Genomic DNA, 17,656 nt, shown 5'->3' on the forward strand with positions numbered 1-17,656 from the left:
CCACCGCCGCCGCCCGCCACGCCGTCCGGCGCCGAGCCGAGCTACAGCGCTCGCCCGCTGGAGTCCCCCACGCCGTCCGTCGTCCCGGTGCCCCTGCCGACCCCCGGCCCCCATGTGACCCCGGGTCCGCTGGAGCCGCCGCCGGACGGCGGCCTGCCGATCCCGATCCCGTCGGCACCGGCGGACTGACCCCCCGGACGCAGCGAGGCCCGGTCCCCGAGGGGGGACCGGGCCTCGCTGGGTGGTTCAGACGATCAGTGGAACGAGTCCCCGCAGGCGCAGGAGCCGCCGGCGTTCGGGTTGTCGATGGTGAAGCCCTGCTTCTCGATGGTGTCGACGAAGTCGATCGTCGCGCCGCTGAGATACGGGATGCTCATCCGGTCGACGATCACCTCGACGCCACCGAACTCGAAGGTCTGGTCGCCGTCGAGGAAGCGCTCGTCGAAGAACAGCTGGTAGCGGAGCCCCGAGCAACCACCCGGCTGCACCGCGATCCGCAGCCGCAGGTCGTCGCGACCCTCCTGCTCCAGCAGCGTCTTCACCTTCAGGGCGGCGGGGTCGCTGAGGATGACGCCGGTGGCGCCGGGGGCCTGCGTGTCCTGCACGGTCATGTCGTGGTCCTCCCACACTCGAGGGTGTCCTGCTCGGCCCGTCACGGGACGGGCCGCCCAGTTCGGCCAACACCGCCGTGGCGGAGCTGCTTCCCACTGTACGGCGCTCTCGCCGGACGAGGGCGCATCCGCACCCGTCCGGAGCCGGACGACGCGGGGCCGGGGAGCCCAGGAGCGCACCGGACGACGCCCCCGGGCACGTAGACTCACCGGCCGTGAAGCTCCGCCTGCCCGGCCGCCGCGCCGACTCCGCGACGACCCCGGACGTCCAGTCCGACCTCACCAGCCAGCTGGCCGGCAGCACCGCCGTGGGCAAGGGGCGACCGACCCCCCGGCGCAACGAGGCCCAGGGGCGCCGCAGCGGCCCGGTGCCCCCGCCGCCGACCACCCGCAAGGAGGCCTACCGGCGGATGCGCGAGCAGCAGGCCGCCGGCCGGGGCAGCGCGCGCGAGGCCGCCGCCCGCGGCGACGAGAGCTCACTGCCGGCCCGCGACCGCGGGCCCGAGCGCCGGCTGGTGCGTGACCTCGTCGACGCCCGCCGCAACGCCGGCAGCGTCTTCCTGGTCGTCGCCGCGCTGGTGCTGGTCGGCTACTTCATCCCGAACCCGGCCGTGCAGAGCTACACCGTGTTCATCTGGTTCGCCTTCTTCCTGGTGATCCTCGGCGACTCGGTCATCCTGGGCCGCAAGATCAAGAAGACGGTGGCCGAGCGCTTCCCGAACACCACGCAGCGCTCGCGCAGCCTGGTCTGGTACGGCGTCAGCCGGGCCACGATGATCCGCCGCTGGCGGTTCCCCAAGCCGCAGGTCGCCCTCGGCGCCGAGGTCTGAGGAAGGACCCTCCTGCCCCCCACCACTCGCACGCTCGTGGCGGGCCCCTGCAGGAGGGCCGAAGGTCGTTAGCCCGGCTGAGGACTAGCGTCTGCGATGTGCAGACACGACGCCTGGGCCGTTCCGGCCTGACCATCTCCGAGATCGCCTACGGCAACTGGCTGACCCACGGCAGCCAGGTCGAGGAGGACGCCGCCCACGCCTGCGTGCGCGCCGCCCTCGACGTCGGGATCACCACCTTCGACACCGCCGACGTGTACGCCGGCACCAAGGCCGAGTCGGTGCTGGGCCGGGCACTGGCCGGCCAGCGCCGGGAGGGGCTGGAGATCTTCACCAAGGTCTACTGGCCCACCGGCCCCGGCGCCAACGACCGCGGGCTCTCCCGCAAGCACATCGTCGAGAGCTGCAACGCTTCGCTCCAGCGACTGCAGACCGACTACGTCGACCTGTACCAGGCCCACCGGTACGACTCCTCGGTGCCACTCGAGGAGACGATGACCGCCTTCGCCGACCTGGTGCGGCAGGGCAAGGTGCTCTACCTCGGCGTCTCGGAGTGGCGGGCCGAGGAGATCGCCGCGGCCGCCGAGCTCGCCCGTGAGCTGAAGGTGCAGCTGATCAGCAACCAGCCGCAGTACTCGATGCTGTGGCGGGTCATCGAGGCCGAGGTCGTGCCGACCAGCGAGCAGGAGGGCCTCTCCCAGATCGTCTGGTCGCCGCTGGCCCAGGGCGTGCTCACCGGCAAGTACCTGCCGGGCCAGCAGCCGCCGGCCGACAGCCGGGGTGGTCACGCCACCGTCGGCGGGTCGATGAAGGGCTACCTGACCGACGACGTCCTCACCCGGGTGCAGCAGCTGCGCCCGATCGCCGAGGAGCTGGGCCTGTCGATGGCCCAGCTGGCCGTCGCCTGGGTGCTGCAGAACAGCAACGTCGCGGCGGCCATCATCGGGGCCAGCCGCCCCGAGCAGGTGCACGACAACGTCCAGGCCGCCGGCGTCGAGCTGCCGGCCGAGGTGATGACCCGGATCGACGAGGTGCTGGGCGACGTCGTCGAGCGCGATCCGGCCAAGACCTCCCGGGGCTGAGGAAGGACCCCGTCCTCCTCCCCCTTCGCAGGCTCAGGGCGAGCCTCTGGACGGGGCCGGGGGTGGACGTCGCGCGGCGGCGTCCACCCCCGATCAGGTGGCGGCCAGGCCCATGGGGCCGTAGACCCGTTCGCCGTCCTGCTGGAGCGTGACCGTCGCGACACCGCGCTCGAGCAGGTCGCGCCAGGTCTCCCCCAGCCAGGACTCCGCGTCGCCCTGGTTGTCGTGCTCGGGCACCTCCACCCCGAGCGTCGCGGGGTCCACGGGCGCACCCGAGGCGTCTTCCAGCTGCCAGGTCCAGCTCATGGCGGGAGGCTAACGGCACGGGGGCCGGACGGCAGCCGCCGTGCCACCCGCCCCGCCGCCGCACCCCGGCTCGGCGATCTTGGTTTACAAGGTAAGTGCACGGGCATGGTGCAGGCACCACCCACTCCGAGACCGCAGAGGACCCATGAGCCAGCCCACCCCGGGCGCCGGCGCGAGCCGCGCGGCCGTACCACCGCCCACCCCGGAGAACGCCTCTACCGGTGAGCTCATCGGTCAGCTCTCCGACCAGCTCACCCGGCTGGTCCGCGACGAGATGCGCCTGGCCCAGGCCGAGGTCAGCACCAAGGCCAAGAAGCTCGGCGTCGGCGCCGGGCTGTTCGGCGGCGCGGGCCTGTTCGGCTTCCTCGGCCTGCAGGTGCTCATCGCGGCGGCCGTGCTCGCGCTGGCCCTCGCCGTCCCGGCGTGGCTGTCGGCGGTGATCGTCGCGGTCGTGCTCTTCGCCCTGGCCGGCGTCCTCGCCCTGGTCGGCAAGAAGGACGTGCAGCAGGCCACCCCGCCGGTGCCGACCGAGGCCATCTCCAGCGTCAAGACCGACGTCGCCACCGTGAAGGAGAGTGCGTCCCGATGACCGGAGCCGACGCGACCACGCCGGCCGGCGGCGCGGACCCCACCGACCCCGACGCCATCCGGGCCGACATCGCGCAGACCCGGGAACAGCTGGGCCGCACCGTCGACGAGCTGAGCCACCGGCTGGACGTGCCGGGCCGGGCCAAGGAGAGCGCCGACCGCGCCCGGACGTCGGCTGTCGAGGGTGTGCACCGGACCAAGGACACCGCGGTCGAGACCTACCGCGAGAACCCACCGGCCGTGATCGGCGGCGGGGTGGCCGCCGTGACCGCGCTGGTCGGACTGGTCGCCTGGCGCAGGCGCCGTCGGGCCGGCCGGGCCGGGCGCGCGGCGGCGGAGGTGTCCGCCGAGCGCCGGGTTGCCGCAGCCCGGCTGGCCGCCACCCAGCGCGGCACCGCCAGACGACTGACCGGCCGGCGCGGCGGGTGGCGGGGCACGATCGCCCGGGTCCTCCGATGAGCCCGAGCCCGAAGGCCGTCTACCGCCCCATCGGGCTGCTGGGCAGCGTGCTGGCCGGTGCGCTGTCCGGCGCGGTGTTCAAGCAGGTCTGGAAGCGCATCGCCGACGAGGACGACGCACCGGGCGCGCTGCAGAGCGAGTACCGGATGCGCGAGGTCGTGGTGGCCGCCGCCGTCCAGGGCGCGCTGTTCGGCGCCACCAAGGCCATGATCGACCGGGCCGGCGCACGCGGGTTCACCAGGCTGACCGGCCACTGGCCGGGCGACTGACCCACCAGCCGACGACCACCACCCGAGACGAGGGGACCGAGCAGATGGTCGACACCGGGCGACCGGGCAGCGCCGTGGACAACATCCGCGCACGCGTGCAGGAGAAGGCGGAACGACGGGCAGCGGCCCGGGCCGCGGAGCAGCGGGACGACGCGGGCGGCCCGCCCGGCGGGGCCACGTCGTCGACGGTGGTGGCCACCGAGGCGCGGGAGGCCGCCAGGCCGGCGCCCGAGGTGCCCAGCGCCTCGGAGATGCCCGGGGTGCACGCGCAGAAGCCGACGGAGATCCCGGCCCGCGGCTGGCTGCAGATCGTCAAGCGCGCCTGGGCGGAGAACGGCGCCGACAACATGCCGATCATCGGTGGTGGTGTGGCGTTCTTCGGGTTCCTGGCGATCCTGCCGGCGCTCACCGCCACCGTCTCCATCTACGGGCTCGTCGCCTCACCGGAGACGGTGACCGAGCAGATCGAGTCGCTGTCCGAGCAGCTGCCCGACAGCGCCGCGCAGCTGATCGGCGACCAGCTGCGGACCATCACCAGCAGCAGCGGTGGCGCACTGACGGTGAGCCTGATCATCTCCATCCTGGCCGCGCTGTGGAGCGCCTCCGGCGGTGTGGGCAACCTGGTCAAGGCCGTCAACATCGCCTACGACGAGGTGGAGACCCGCAACTTCGTCAAGCTCCGCCTGCTGTCCCTGGCGCTCACCCTCGGTGCGATCGTCTTCGTCCTGGTGACCTTCAGCCTGGTCGCCGTCGTCCCCGTGGTGCTCGACGCCCTCCCGCTGGGCGTGCTGGGGACGGTGCTGGCCCAGGTGCTCCGCTGGGTGCTGCTGCTCGGCGTGATGGCCGGGGCGCTGTCGGTGCTGTACCGGGTCGCACCCGACCGGGACGCCCCGAAGTTCCGCTGGGTGAGCCTCGGCTCGGTCGTCGTGACGGTGATCTGGGCGCTGGTCAGCCTGTTGTTCAGCATCTACGTGAACAACTTCGGCTCCTACAACGAGACCTACGGTGCGATCGCCGGGGTCATCGTGCTGATGCTGTGGCTGCAGCTCACCGTGTTCCTGGTGCTGCTCGGCGCGGAGATCAACGCCGAGACCGAGCACCAGACGGCCGCGGACACCACCGAGGGCGAGCCGCAGCCGATGGGCAGCCGGGACGCGGTCGTCGCCGACGAGATGCCCGACCCGCCCGTGCCGACGGAGGAGTCACACCCCGAGCGGTGAGCCGAGCCGCTCCCCGCCGCCCGGGCGGCGGGGAGCACGCGGTCACCGGACCCGGGACTCCACGAACGGCGGGCGGCGGACGACGACCGGCTGTGGCCGCCCCCGCACGTCGACCGAGACCTCGTCACCCTCGGCCGCACCGCTCGCGGTGTCCAGCAACGCCAGGGCGATGCCGGTGCGCAGCGTCGGGGAGAACGTCCCGCTGGTCACCTCGCCGATCCGGGCGCCGCCCGCGTCGAGCACGGCCATCCCGGGGCGCGGGATGCCGCGGCCGGGTGCCTGCAGGCCCCACAGCCGCCGGGCCGGCCCGGCGGCCTTCTCCGCCTGCAGGGCCTCGCGCCCCCAGAAGGCGTCCTTCTGCCAGCCCACCGCCCAGCCCGACCGCGCCTGGTTGGGCGTGATCTGCCGCGACAGCTCATGGCCGTGCAGCGGGTAGCCCATCTCGGTGCGCAGCGTGTCCCGGGCGCCCAGGCCGCACGGCCGGATCTGCTCCGGCGCCCCCGCGGCCAGCAGCGCGTCCCACAACTGCCCGGCCCGCTCGGCGGCGACCAGCAGCTCGTAGCCGTGCTCCCCGGTGTAGCCGGTGCGGCACACGGTCACCTCGTCACCACCGGTGCCCGACGTCTCGGCGAAGGACATGTAGTCCAGCTCGCCGGGCAGGCCGACGGCAGCCAGCACCTCGGCCGACCGCGGACCCTGCAGCGCCAGGACGGCCACCTCGGTGTGCCGGTCGGTGACCGTGACGCCGGCCGGGGCCTCGGCCGCCAGCCGGGCCAGCACGTCGGCGGCGTTGGCGGCGTTGGGCACCAGCAGGACGTCGTCCGGGCCGTGCAGGTAGACGATCAGGTCGTCGACCACCCCACCGGCGTCCGGCTGGCCGTCGGCGACGCAGCACAGGGTGTACTGCGCCTGCCCCGGTCCGATCTTGCCGAGGTCGTTGGTCAGGCAGGCGTTGACGTACGCCGCGGCCCCGGGCCCCCGGACGGTGGCGGTGCCCAGGTGCGAGACGTCGAAGAGGCCGACGCCCTCCCGGACGGCGGTGTGCTCGGCCAGCACCCCGCCCCCGGCGTACTCGATCGGCATCGACCAGCCGCCGAAGTCGGCGAACTTGGCGCCGGCGGCCGCGTGGCGTTCGTGCAGGGGGGAGGTCAGCGGGCTCACCGGCAGCACGCTAGTGGAGGGCCGGCCCGTGCGGTCCCCTGCCGGGTCACCGGGGCGACGACCCGGCGCGGAGGCGGTCACCCCACCGCCGGTCCTACGCCGTGCTCACCACCTCCCTAGGATCGACGCGTGCCTCCGACTGTCTCCGCCACCGACCGCCCGCTCGAGAAGCTCAGCGCCGACGCCGTCGTCGTCGGCGTCGGGAAGGGACCCGACGGGCTGCTCAGCACACCGGGCGCCGATGCGGTCGACCGTCTGCTCGGCGGCCGGCTGCTCACCGCGCTGGCCGACCTGGGTGCCCGCGGCGGTGAGGACGAGGTCACCAAGCTGCCGACCTTCGGCCAGGGTCCGTTCCCGGTCGTCGCGGTCGTCGGTCTCGGCGCCCCCCAGCCGGTCGGGGGGTACTCCCCCGAGGCGCTCCGCCGCGCGGCCGGCTCGGCCAGCCGCGCGCTGACCGGTCGCAGCTCCCTGGTCAGCCTGCTGGCCGCCGTCGGCGGCGCCCCGGACGCCGACCGGCTGCACGCCGTGGGCGAGGGGTCGCTGCTGGGCGCCTACGAGTTCACCGCCTACAAGTCGCAGCTGCCCGCCGACCGGCCCACCCCGCCGTCCTCGGTCGAGCTGGTGGTCCCCGACGCCGCGGCCGCCAAGGCACCGCTGGCCCGGGTCCGCGCCGTCGTCGACGCCGTCTACCTGGTGCGCGACCTGGTCAACACCCCGCCCAACGACCTGTACCCGGCCGAGCTCGCCGCCCGCGGCGCCGCCGCCGGCAAGAAGGCCGGGCTCTCGGTCGAGGTGCTCGACGAGAAGGCCCTCGCGGCCGGTGGCTACGGCGGCATCCTCGCCGTCGGGGGTGGCTCCGCCCGCGGTCCCCGGCTGCTGCGCCTGGAGTACAAGGGCAAGAAGGCGAAGACCAGCGTGGCGCTGGTCGGCAAGGGCATCACCTTCGACAGCGGCGGCATCTCGATCAAGCCCGCCGCGAAGATGGAGGACATGAAGAGCGACATGGCCGGCGCCGCGGCCGTGATCGCCACCGTGTGCCTGGTCGCCGAGCTCGGGCTGCCGGTCGACGTCACCGCGACCGTGCCGATCGCGGAGAACATGCCCAGCGGGACCGCCTACCGCCCGGCGGACGTGGTCACCTTCCGCAACGGCCGGAAGGCCGAGATCACCAACACCGACGCCGAGGGCCGGGTCGTGCTCGCCGACGCGATCTGCCGCGCCGTCGAGGACTCCCCCGCCCACCTGCTGGAGACCTCCACGCTCACCGGCGCCCAGCTGGTGGCGCTGGGCACCCGCACCGCGGGGGTGATGGGCAGCGACGACCTGCGCGAGGCGGTCGTCGAGGCCAGCAAGCGCAGCGGTGAGCCGATGTGGGGCATGCCGCTGCCGCCGGAGCTGCGCCGGGGCCTGGACTCCCCCGTCGCCGACCTGGTCAACGCCAACGCCGACCGGATGGGCGGGATGCTCGTCGGCGGGCACTTCCTGGCCGAGTTCGTCCCCGCCGGGCTGCCCTGGGCCCACATCGACGTCGCCGGCCCGGCGTACAACACCGGCGCCCCGTGGGGCCACACGCCCAAGGGCGGCACCGGGGTCCCCGTCCGCACGCTGCTGGCCACCATCGAGGGCCTGCTGGCCGACTGACGGCGGTCCCGCCCGACCCCGGCCCCCGTCCCGACTCCCCGTCGGCACGGGGGCCGCGTCGTGCGCGCCCTCAGGAGAGCCGGTTGTCCTTCTGCCGGGCGCTCCAGTCGCGCATCCGCTGCGGGTAGCCGGTCACCTGTGCGTCGTAGACCGGGACGGCGAGGTCGCGGGACAGCTTGCGGGCGGTGTCGGGACCGTCGATGCGCCGCCGCGTCCACTCCCCGTCGGCGGCCACCAGCAGGATCGTCGTCTCGGTCACCGCCGTCCGCGGCTCGACGTACCCCTCCACGCCCCGGCGGGTCGCGACGAACTGCTCCAGGTGGCTGAGGTCTGCCCCGGCGGACGCCCGGTCGAGCGTGCCGCGGCGGTCACGACCGCCGCCTCCGGCGCGGCGACCGCGCAGCCGGTCGAACAACCCCATGCCCTGCTCCCGTCCCCGAGGTCGCAGGTGGCTCCGCGACGCTCCAGAGGGATCAACGGAGCATCCGAACGCGGCGTTCCCGGGAGTGGCAGGATGGGCAGGCGCACGATCGTTGTGCCCGGCACCACACCGGGTCACCCAGCACTGAGGAGCACTTGTGAGCGCACCCACCACCCCCGCTGACCTGGTCATCCTCGGTGGTGGCTCGGGTGGCTACGCCGCGGCACTGCGGGCAGCCGAGCTCGGCATGAGCGTCGTCCTGATCGAGAAGGACAAGGTCGGCGGCACCTGCCTGCACCGCGGCTGCATCCCGACCAAGGCGCTGCTGCACACCGCCGAGGTCGCCGACAACGCCCGCGAGGGCGAGCAGTTCGGCGTCAAGTCCACGCTGTCGGGCATCGACATGGACGGGGTGAACGCCTACAAGGACGGCGTCATCTCCAAGAACCACAAGGGCCTGCAGGGCCTGATCAAGAGCCGGGGCATCACCTACGTGACCGGCGAGGGCCGGCTGGTCTCCCCGACCGCCGTCCAGGTCGGCGACCAGACCTTCGAGGGCAAGCACGTCCTGCTGGCCACCGGGTCCTACGCCCGCTCGCTGCCGGGCATCGAGATCGACGGCACGAAGGTCATCACCAGTGACCACGCGCTCAAGCTCGACCGGGTGCCCAGCTCGGCGATCATCCTCGGCGGCGGCGTCATCGGCTGCGAGTTCGCCAGCGCCTGGAAGTCCTTCGGCGTCGACGTGACCATCGTCGAGGGCCTGCCGCACCTGGTGCCCCTGGAGGACGAGTCCTCCTCCAAGCTCCTCGAGCGCGCCTTCCGCCGCCGCAAGATCGACTTCTCCCTGGGCAGCCGGGTCGCCAAGGTCGAGACCACTGCCGACGGCGTGCGGGTCTCCCTGGAGAACGGCAAGTCCTACGAGGCCGAGCTGGTGCTCGTCGCCGTGGGCCGCGGGCCGGTCAGCCAGGGCCTCGGCTACGAGGAGGCCGGGGTCGCCATGGACCGCGGCTACGTCCTCGTCGACGAGTACATGCAGACCAACGTGCCGACCATCTCGGCCGTCGGCGACCTGGTGCCCACGCTGCAGCTGGCCCACGTCGGGTTCGGCGAGGGCATCCTCGTCGCCGAGCGGCTCGCCGGGCTCCCGGTCGTGCCGATCGACTACGCCGGCGTCCCGCGCGTCACCTACTCCGAGCCCGAGGTCGCCTCGGTCGGCCTCACCGAGGCCCAGGCCAAGGAGAAGCACGGCGAGGTCGAGGTGGCCACCTACGACCTGGCCGGCAACGGCCGCGCGGCGATCCTCAAGACCGCCGGCGCCGTCAAGCTCATCCGCGTCGCCGGCAACGGCCCGGTCGTCGGCGTCCACATGGTCGGCAGCCGTGTCGGCGACCTCGTCGCCGAGGCCCAGCTGGTCTACAACTGGGAGGCCCTCCCCGAGGAGGTCGCCCAGCTGATCCACCCGCACCCGACGCTGAGCGAGGCCCTCGGCGAGGCCGCCCTCGTGCTGGCCGGCAAGCCGCTGCACGCGCACAGCTGACCCCCCTTCCGCTCCCCCATCCGCTGCTCCACCCCCCGACCTGAGGAGACCTGTCTTCGATGCCGACGTCCGTCACCATGCCCGCCCTGGGCGAGAGCGTCACCGAGGGCACGGTCACCCGATGGCTGAAGCAGGAGGGGGATCAGGTCGAGGTCGACGAGCCGCTCCTCGAGGTGTCCACCGACAAGGTGGACACCGAGATCCCCTCCCCCGCGGCCGGCGTGCTCACCAAGATCGTCGTCGCTGAGGACGAGACGGTCGAGGTCGGCGCGGAGCTGGCGGTGATCGGCGGTGAGGACGGCGGCTCGCCGGCCCCCGCTCAGGAGGCCCCCGCTCAGGAGGCCCCGGCTCAGGAGGCCCCGGCTCAGGAGGCCCCCGCGGCGGAGCCCCAGGCCGAGGAGGCCCCGGCGCAGGAGGCTCCGGCGCAGGAAGCTCCGGCGCCGTCCGGTGACTCCGGCGGCGAGGGCACCTCGGTGACCATGCCGGCCCTGGGCGAGAGCGTCACCGAGGGCACCGTCACCCGCTGGCTGAAGGCGGTCGGTGACGAGGTCACCGCCGACGAGCCGCTGCTCGAGGTGTCCACCGACAAGGTCGACACCGAGATCCCCGCCCCCGTCTCGGGCACCCTGCTGTCGATCACGGTCAACGAGGACGAGACCGTGGACGTCGGTGCCGAGCTGGCCGTCATCGGGACCGCCGGGGCCGCACCGTCGTCGGCTCCCGCCCAGCCCCAGCAGGCCCCGGCCGAGCAGCCGAAGGCCGAGGAGCCGAAGGCTGAGGAGCCCAAGGCCGAGGAGCCGAAGGCGGCTCCCGCGACGCAGGCGCAGCCGACCCCCGTGGAGGCGAACACCGACACCGGTCAGCCCGGCGCCGACTACGGCTCCTCCGGCGCCATGCCGACCCAGTCGCCCACCGACCAGCCCTCCCCTGCGGAGGCGGTCGCCCCGGCGCCCCGTCCGGCAGCGGCGCCGGCGCCCGACGGGGCCGGCGCGTACGTGACCCCGCTGGTCCGCCGCCTGGCGGCCGAGCGGGGCGTCGACCTGGCGTCGGTCTCGGGCACCGGCGTCGGCGGGCGGATCCGCAAGCAGGACGTGCTGGCCGCAGCCGAGCAGGCTGCCCAGCCCGCCGCCCCGGCCGCCCCGGCCGCCGGGGGCACCCGTCCCTCGCCGGCCGCCACGCCGGACTCCTCGCTGCGCGGCCGCACGGAGAAGCTCTCCCGGCTCCGCACGGTCATCGCCAAGCGCATGCTGGAGTCGCTGCAGGTCAGCGCCCAGCTGACCACCGTGGTCGAGGCGGACGTCACCAAGATCGCCCGGCTGCGTGACCAGGTGAAGAACGACTTCGCCGCCCGCGAGGGCGTCAAGCTCTCCTTCCTGCCGTTCTTCGCCAAGGCGGCGGTCGAGGCGCTGAAGGCGCACCCGGTGGTGAACTCCTCGGTCGACCTCGAGGCCGGCACGGTCACCTACCACGACGCCGAGAACCTGGGCATCGCCGTCGACACCGAGCGCGGCCTGCTGGTGCCGGTCATCCACGGCGCCGGTGACCTCAACGTGCCCGGCATCGCCCGCAAGATCGCCGACCTGGCGGAGCGGACCCGGGTCAACAAGGTGACGCCGGACGAGCTCGGCGGCGGGACGTTCACGCTGACCAACACCGGCAGCCGCGGCGCGCTCTTCGACACCCCGATCATCAACCAGCCGCAGGTCGCCATCCTCGGCGTCGGCTCCGTGGTGAAGCGCCCGGTCGTCATCAAGGACCCGGAGCTGGGCGAGGTCGTCGCCGTCCGGTCGATGGTCTACCTGGCCCTCAGCTACGACCACCGGATCGTCGACGGCGCCGACGCCGCGCGCTTCCTGACCACGGTCAAGGAGCGCCTGGAGGGCGGCCAGTTCGAGGGCGACCTCGGTCTCGCCTGACGCAGGACCCCGTCCGGTGCCTGGTCCCCCGCACCCGCGGGACCGGGCACCGGACGGGGCTGGGGGCTCCGGCACAGGCCGGGGCCCCTCGTCGTCCGTCCGGTCCGCCCGCGGCGCAGCCCGCCCCGTCCCAGGGAGCTCTCGATGAAGGTCGCCGTCACGGGCTCGTCCGGGTTGATCGGGTCGGCGCTGGTCCGGGCGCTGGTCGCGGACGGGCACGAGGTGCTGCGGCTGGTCCGCCGCACGCCGCGCACCGCGGACGAGCACCGGTGGGAACCCGCGCTGCACCGCATCCCGCCGGGGCTGCTCGACGACGTGGACGCGGTCGTCAACCTGGCCGGGGTGGGCGTGGGCGACCGGCGGTGGACGGCGAAGCACAAGGACCAGGTGCTGCGCAGCCGCGTCGACAGCACCACCACGGTCAGCCGGGCCCTCGCCGAGGGTGCCGCCGCCGACCCCACGCGGCCGCGCGTGCTGCTCTCCGCCTCCGCCGTCGGCTGGTACGGCGACACCGGCGCCCGGGTGGTGACCGAGGACGACCCGGCCGGCGACGACTTCCTGGCCCGGGTGTGCGTCCAGTGGGAGGCGGCCACCGCCCCGGCGGCCGACGCCGGGGTCCGGGTGGCGATGCTGCGCACCGGCCTGGTGCTCGGCCCCGGCGGACTGCTGGGTCGACTGGGCCCGCTCTTCCGGCTGGGGTTGGGCGGCAAGCTCGGCTCCGGCCAGCAGTACGTGCCGTGGATCGGCCTGCAGGACGAGGTCGACGCGATCCGCTTCCTGCTCACCACTGCGGTCTCGGGGCCGGTCAACCTGAGCGCCCCCACGCCGGTCACCAACGCCGACTTCACGGCCGCGCTCGCCGCGGCGGTGCACCGGCCGGCGGTGCTGACCGTTCCCGGCCCGGCTCTCCAGCTCGTGCTGGGCGAGTTCGCCCGCGTCGGTGTCCTGGCCGGCCAGCGGGCTGTCCCGACCGTGCTGGAGTCGGCCGGCTTCCGGTTCCGCCAGCCGGAGCTGTCCGGCGCACTGGCCGCCGCGCTGGCCCGCAGCTGACCCAGAGCCGCAACTACAGAGCTGCCCAGCGCACGCTCGACACAGCACACCTCCCGACCGCCCGGCAGTCCGGTCAGCCGGCCAGGGACGCGTCGGCGATGCGCCAGCCGTCCGGCGCACGGTCGAGCACCATCCGCACCTGGGCCTCCCCGCGGCCCGGCACGGTGACGGCATCGACCGCTGCGCCGGCCGCGCCATGGGACTGCACGCGGTAGGCCGGCACCGTGTCGACCAGCAGCAGCCGGACCCTCCCCGGCTCGGGGCGGCCCACCTCGAGCACCTCGACGACCCGTGGGTCGAAGCCCCGCAGGACCTGGCCGGCCGTCGCCATCGCGGCCAGCTCCTGCCTGTCACGGTCCCGGAGCGGCGCGTCCGCGGTGTAGACCGCGTCCAGCGCGGCGGGCTCGGCCTCGGCGAACGCGGCCGCCCGCTGCTCGTAGAGCCCGGCGACGAGATCGGCCCAGCCCCGCGCGTCGACCGGGTCGGCCGAGTCCGACGGCGCGCCGTTCTCCTCCTGTGCCCCGGCTGGAGCCGGTGGCCCGCTGCCCGGGGCTCCCGGACCCGTGGCCTGCGGCTCGCGGGTCGAGGCCGCAGGTCCGGAGCCGGGCGACTCAGCGTCGGGGACCGCGGTTCCGGTGTCCGGCGGATCGGAGGCCGGGGCCGCCGTCGTCCCCGCAGCGGTCGGGCTGGGACTCGTCGTGACCGCGGCGGTGTCGGCTGCCGGCACCCGTCCCGTCCCTCCTCCCCAGCTCGCACCTGCCCACACCGCGGCCGCCAGCCCGGCCGCGATCCCGGCCAGCACCAGCAGCCCCACCCCGACCCGCCGGGCCGCTGCCCGCACCAGCTGCCGTGCGTCCGGGTGCGGGTCGCCGAGCGTCGTCCGCCAGCGGCCCCGCACGACGGCCCGCAGCCCGGTCAGCCGGCCGGCGGGCGCAGGAGCGGCGTGCCCGGCCACTGCGCGCCGACCGGGCACCTGGTGGGTCAGCTCGGTGCGCGGCCCACGCCCGGTCGCGCCGAGCTCCTCGTCGGGCACACCGCCCACCGGCAGCCGGACCGGCTCGGGACGGCAGGCGTGCCGCAGGTCGAGGGCGAACGCCGCGGCCGACCCGCGCAGGTGCGGCTCGGCGGACAGGCCGCGCAGGACGACGCGGACGAGTTCCTCCGGGGCCTCCGGTGCCAGCAGCGCCAGGTCGGGGAGCTGACCTACGGCGGCGACGCTCAGCGTCGCGTCCGGGCCGGCCGCGTTCCACGGTGCCACCCCGGTCAGCGCGTGGAAGGCCGCAGCAGCCACACCGAAGACGTCCGATGCCGGCCCCGGTGCACCACCTCGGGCCACCACCGGGTCGACGTAGGCCGGCGTCATCTCGGCCCGGGCGGTGTCGCCCACGATGCGGGCGGTGCCCAGGTCGGTGAGCACCGGACGCCCCTCCGCGGTGAACACCACGTTGCCCGGGGAGAGGTCGCCGTGCACCACGCCGCGGTCGTGGGCGTGCGCCAGCGCGGCCGCCACCGGGGCGACGGCGGTGACCACCTCCCCGGGCCGCAGGTGCCCACGCCGGGCCAGCAGCGCGGCGAGGCTCCCCCCGGCGAGCAGGTCGAGCACCAGGGCGACCTGCGCCGGCCCGTCGCGGACCTCTCGGCGCACGACCTCGTGCAACCGGACCAGGTGCGGGTGGTCGAGCTCGCCGAGCACGGCTGCTTCCCGCTCCTGCCGCGCCGGGTCGCCGCGGACCAGCACCTTGACGGCGACCGGCGGCCCGCCGGAGCGCGGACGAGCCCGCCAGACCTGGCCGGAGCCGCCTCGGCCGAGCAGCTCCTCGAGCACGTAGCCGGGCACGACGGGAGCAGCCGAGGGAGGGACGGGGGCAGCCATGCCGGGACGGTAGGGCGCGGCGGCCCCGGCGCGTGCCCGCTGTCCACAGGGTGGGGCACCGTCCACCGTTCCGGAGCCCGGCCGACCAGCCGTTCCGCGACCGCCTAGGTTCAGCCCATGCCACCGCCGTCCCGTGCCGAGGTCGTCGTCGTGGGTGCCGGGCTGGCAGGGCTGAGCGCGGCCACCCGGCTGGCCGCCGCCGGCCGTGACGTCCACCTGCTCGACGCAGCGGAGCACCCCGGCGGGCGGCTGGCGACCGCCCGGGTCGACGGGTTCGTCGTCGACCGCGGCTTCCAGGTGCTCAACACCGGTTACCCGCGGGTCGCCGACCTCGACCTGCCCGCACTGGACATGGGCTGGTTCTGGACGGGTGCGGTGCTGCGGGTCGATGGCCGGGTGCACCGGGTGGTCGACCCCCGGCAGCACCCCGGCGCCCTCCCGGACACGCTGCGCGCCCCACTGGGCGGGCCGCTGCGCGAGGCGGCGCTCGGCGCCTTCTCCGCCCGCGCCGGCTACGCGCCGGTGAGCCGGCTGCTGCGGGCACGGGAGCGCACCGCGGCCGAGGCGCTGCGGGCCGCCGGTGTCGGGGAGCGTGCCCTGGAGGTGTTCCTCCGGCCGTTCCTCGCCGGTGTCCTCCTGGAGGGCGAGCTGGAGACCTCGAGCCGGTACCTCGACCTGGTCTGGCGCAGCTTCGTCCGAGGACGGGTGGGGCTGCCGGCAGCCGGGATGCAGGCGGTGGGTCAGCAGCTCGCCGACCGGCTCCCCGCCGACCGGGTGCACCTGGGCGTGCGGGTGACCGGGGTGGCGAGCGGGGCGGTGCGCACCGACGTCGGCACGACGACGGCGCAGGCGGTCGTCGTGGCCACCGACCCCGACACGGCTGCGGCGCTGCTGCCGGGCGTCCAGGCGTCGGCCCCGCGGCAGGTGACCACCCACCTGCACGTCCTCCCGGAGTCGCCCTGGGCCGACCCGCTGATCGTGCTGGGGCAGCCGGGCGGGCAGCTGGTCAACAGCGTGGTCGTCTCCGATGCCCAACCCGGCTACAGCCCCGACGGCCGGGCGCTGGTCGCCAGCTCCACCCTGGCCCCCACCCGGGCAGTCGACGTGCTGGCGGAGGTCGCCGCCCTGCACGGGGTGTCCCCCGGCGACCTGGAGCACCTGACCAGCGTGACGGTGACCGGAGCCCAGCCGGCAGCCGCTCCCCCACTGCGGCACCGCCAGCCGGTCGACCTGGGAGACGGGGTGTTCGTCTGCGGGGACCACCGTGACACCCCCTCGATCCAGGGCGCGATGGCCAGCGGGGCCCGCACCGCCCGGGCCGTGCTCGGCCGGCTCGGGCGGGGAACCGGCTGACGCCCACACCCGTGCCACCCGTGCCACCCGTGCCGGCGGGCGGCACCTGCTCCGCCCGCTCTCGGTCTGCGGAACGGCGTGGTCCGGTCCGCCGGCTCGACCCACCGGCCTGCCGGGGAAGCCTGCCGGGGTCGCACGCATCGGGCATAGGCTCGGCGGCATGAGCGAGCTGGCAGTCGTGCGGGCGGGTCTGGTCCCCTACGAGGAGGCCTGGGAGCGGCAGCGCGAGCTGCACGAGCAGCGGGTCGCCGGCACCGGTCCGGACACGCTGCTGCTGCTGGAGCACCCGCCGGTCTACACGGCGGGCAAGCGCACCGAGCCGCACGAGCGGCCCTTCGACGGCACCCCGGTCATCGACGTCGACCGGGGCGGCAAGATCACCTGGCACGGCCCGGGTCAGCTGGTGGGCTACCCGATCGTCGCCCTGCCCGACCCGGTCGACGTGGTGGCCCACGTGCGCCGGATGGAGCGGGCGCTGATGGAGGTCTGCGGCAGCTTCGGCCTGGCCACCGAGCAGGTCGACGGGCGCAGCGGTGTCTGGGTGCTGGCCGACGAGCGCGGGCCCGACCGCAAGATCGCCGCGATCGGCGTGCGGGTGGCCCGCGGCGTGACCATGCACGGGTTCGCGCTCAACTGCGATCCCGACATGCGGGCCTTCAGCAACATGGTGCCCTGCGGCATCCCGGACGCCGGGGCGACGTCCCTGAGCGTCGAGCTCGGTCGCGACGTGCCCGTCGCCGAGGTGATCGACGCGGTCGAGGCCGCCATGCGCCGGGTGCTCACCGGCACGCCCGTGGCATGACCGCCCTGCCGACCAGCCGGTACGTCAGTCTGACCACCTTCCGCCGCAGCGGTGCGGCGGTGCCGACCCCGGTCTGGGCAGCTCCCGTCGACAGCGGGGCCGGTGCCGCGCGGGCGGGCGAGGCTCGCTCGCTGGTGGTCTGGACCAGCGCCGACTCCGGCAAGGTGAAGCGCCTGCGGCACACCAGCAGGGTCACCGTCGCGCCGTGCGACATGCGTGGCCGGCCCGAGGGGCCGGCGGTCGAGGCCGTCGCCAGCCTGCTCGAGCCGAGCGAGTGGCCGCCCGCGCTGGACGCCCTGGCCCGGCGCTACGGCTGGCAGTGGCGGATCACCTACGGCACCTCCCGGCTGGCCGCGCTGGTCACCCACCGCGGCCGCGAACGCCGGGCGATGATCCGGATCACCACCCCCTGAGCCCGCGCGGGCCCAGCACGGCCGAGCGCCCAGGACCGGCACGGCGTCGGCCGGCTGCAGGGGCCGAGACGGACCCGGCCGACGTCCCACCGCACCGATGGCCGTCCTCCCCCACCGACGC

At 74.9% G+C, this 17,656-nt stretch carries 18 protein-coding genes; 13 read left to right on the forward strand and 5 right to left on the reverse strand.

Annotated features, from left to right (window positions below; translation table 11 throughout):
• Window positions 1-254: 254 nt before the first annotated feature.
• Window positions 255-611 carry a HesB/IscA family protein gene (locus tag ACJTNH_RS01180; protein ID WP_036334939.1) on the reverse strand — a complete coding sequence of 119 codons (357 nt, stop codon included), beginning with the start codon at window positions 609-611 and terminating at the stop codon, window positions 255-257.
• A gap of 215 nt (window positions 612-826) precedes the next feature.
• On the opposite strand from ACJTNH_RS01180, the gene ACJTNH_RS01185 reads away from it, so the two are divergent.
• The gene (locus ACJTNH_RS01185) at window positions 827-1,441 is read left to right on the forward strand and encodes a DUF3043 domain-containing protein (protein WP_458172401.1); all 615 of its coding nucleotides are present in this window, start codon (window positions 827-829) and stop codon (window positions 1,439-1,441) included.
• 98 nt (window positions 1,442-1,539) lie between these two features.
• Window positions 1,540-2,523: an aldo/keto reductase family protein gene (locus ACJTNH_RS01190; protein ID WP_458172402.1), complete on the forward strand. Its 984-nt coding sequence runs from the start codon at window positions 1,540-1,542 to the stop codon at window positions 2,521-2,523.
• A gap of 93 nt (window positions 2,524-2,616) precedes the next feature.
• Here ACJTNH_RS01190 and ACJTNH_RS01195 read toward each other — a convergent pair whose 3' ends face one another.
• Window positions 2,617-2,829, reverse strand: coding sequence for a hypothetical protein (locus ACJTNH_RS01195; protein ID WP_458172404.1), 213 nt, complete (start codon window positions 2,827-2,829; stop codon window positions 2,617-2,619).
• Window positions 2,830-2,974: 145 nt separating this feature from the next.
• Here ACJTNH_RS01195 and ACJTNH_RS01200 point away from each other — a divergent pair, with 145 nt between their 5' ends.
• The 4 genes from ACJTNH_RS01200 to ACJTNH_RS01215 are packed head-to-tail and all read left to right on the forward strand — an operon-like array spanning window position 2,975 to window position 5,365.
• Window positions 2,975-3,418 carry a phage holin family protein gene (locus tag ACJTNH_RS01200; protein ID WP_458172405.1) on the forward strand — a complete coding sequence of 148 codons (444 nt, stop codon included), beginning with the start codon at window positions 2,975-2,977 and terminating at the stop codon, window positions 3,416-3,418.
• On the forward strand, window positions 3,415-3,876 hold the full coding sequence (locus tag ACJTNH_RS01205) for a DUF3618 domain-containing protein (protein WP_458172406.1): 462 nt from the start codon (window positions 3,415-3,417) through the stop codon (window positions 3,874-3,876). Before ACJTNH_RS01200 ends, ACJTNH_RS01205 begins: the two co-directional genes overlap by 4 nt.
• Window positions 3,873-4,145 carry a DUF4235 domain-containing protein gene (locus ACJTNH_RS01210; RefSeq protein WP_458172407.1) on the forward strand — a complete coding sequence of 91 codons (273 nt, stop codon included), beginning with the start codon at window positions 3,873-3,875 and terminating at the stop codon, window positions 4,143-4,145. The genes ACJTNH_RS01205 and ACJTNH_RS01210 overlap by 4 nt, the downstream gene beginning before the upstream one ends.
• A 44-nt stretch (window positions 4,146-4,189) precedes the next feature.
• Window positions 4,190-5,365 (forward strand): YihY/virulence factor BrkB family protein, encoded by a 1,176-nt coding sequence (locus ACJTNH_RS01215; protein ID WP_458172408.1) that lies wholly within the window; start codon window positions 4,190-4,192, stop codon window positions 5,363-5,365.
• A gap of 42 nt (window positions 5,366-5,407) precedes the next feature.
• On the opposite strand, the gene gcvT is transcribed toward ACJTNH_RS01215, so the two are convergent.
• Window positions 5,408-6,526, reverse strand: coding sequence for a glycine cleavage system aminomethyltransferase GcvT (gene gcvT / locus ACJTNH_RS01220; protein WP_458172409.1), 1,119 nt, complete (start codon window positions 6,524-6,526; stop codon window positions 5,408-5,410).
• A 129-nt stretch (window positions 6,527-6,655) separates the two neighbouring features.
• Here gcvT and ACJTNH_RS01225 point away from each other — a divergent pair, with 129 nt between their 5' ends.
• A complete protein-coding gene (locus ACJTNH_RS01225; protein ID WP_458172410.1) occupies window positions 6,656-8,167 on the forward strand; it encodes a leucyl aminopeptidase in 1,512 nt (503 codons plus the stop codon).
• A 70-nt stretch (window positions 8,168-8,237) separates the two neighbouring features.
• Here ACJTNH_RS01225 and ACJTNH_RS01230 read toward each other — a convergent pair whose 3' ends face one another.
• Window positions 8,238-8,588, reverse strand: coding sequence for an oxidoreductase (locus tag ACJTNH_RS01230; RefSeq protein ID WP_458172411.1), 351 nt, complete (start codon window positions 8,586-8,588; stop codon window positions 8,238-8,240).
• A 157-nt stretch (window positions 8,589-8,745) separates the two neighbouring features.
• On the opposite strand from ACJTNH_RS01230, the gene lpdA reads away from it, so the two are divergent.
• From lpdA to ACJTNH_RS01245, 3 genes are all read left to right on the forward strand, one after another.
• On the forward strand, window positions 8,746-10,128 hold the full coding sequence (lpdA, locus tag ACJTNH_RS01235; protein WP_458172412.1) for a dihydrolipoyl dehydrogenase: 1,383 nt from the start codon (window positions 8,746-8,748) through the stop codon (window positions 10,126-10,128).
• Between the two features lie 59 nt (window positions 10,129-10,187).
• Window positions 10,188-12,044 (forward strand): 2-oxoglutarate dehydrogenase, E2 component, dihydrolipoamide succinyltransferase, encoded by a 1,857-nt coding sequence (gene sucB / locus ACJTNH_RS01240; RefSeq protein WP_458172413.1) that lies wholly within the window; start codon window positions 10,188-10,190, stop codon window positions 12,042-12,044.
• A 144-nt stretch (window positions 12,045-12,188) separates the two neighbouring features.
• Window positions 12,189-13,094: a TIGR01777 family oxidoreductase gene (locus ACJTNH_RS01245; protein WP_458172414.1), complete on the forward strand. Its 906-nt coding sequence runs from the start codon at window positions 12,189-12,191 to the stop codon at window positions 13,092-13,094.
• A gap of 73 nt (window positions 13,095-13,167) precedes the next feature.
• On the opposite strand, the gene ACJTNH_RS01250 is transcribed toward ACJTNH_RS01245, so the two are convergent.
• Window positions 13,168-14,967 carry a serine/threonine-protein kinase gene (locus tag ACJTNH_RS01250; protein ID WP_458172415.1) on the reverse strand — a complete coding sequence of 600 codons (1,800 nt, stop codon included), beginning with the start codon at window positions 14,965-14,967 and terminating at the stop codon, window positions 13,168-13,170.
• A 117-nt stretch (window positions 14,968-15,084) separates the two neighbouring features.
• Here ACJTNH_RS01250 and ACJTNH_RS01255 point away from each other — a divergent pair, with 117 nt between their 5' ends.
• From ACJTNH_RS01255 to ACJTNH_RS01265, 3 genes are all read left to right on the forward strand, one after another.
• Complete coding sequence (locus tag ACJTNH_RS01255) at window positions 15,085-16,320, forward strand: NAD(P)/FAD-dependent oxidoreductase (protein ID WP_458172416.1); 1,236 nt, start codon at window positions 15,085-15,087, stop codon at window positions 16,318-16,320.
• A gap of 160 nt (window positions 16,321-16,480) precedes the next feature.
• Complete coding sequence (gene lipB, locus ACJTNH_RS01260) at window positions 16,481-17,122, forward strand: lipoyl(octanoyl) transferase LipB (protein WP_458172418.1); 642 nt, start codon at window positions 16,481-16,483, stop codon at window positions 17,120-17,122.
• Entirely contained in the window at window positions 17,119-17,535 is a 417-nt protein-coding gene (locus tag ACJTNH_RS01265) for a PPOX class F420-dependent oxidoreductase (protein ID WP_458172419.1), read from the forward strand. Before lipB ends, ACJTNH_RS01265 begins: the two co-directional genes overlap by 4 nt.
• Window positions 17,536-17,656: the final 121 nt, after the last annotated feature.

It is taken from the genome of Modestobacter lacusdianchii (assembly GCF_054177765.1).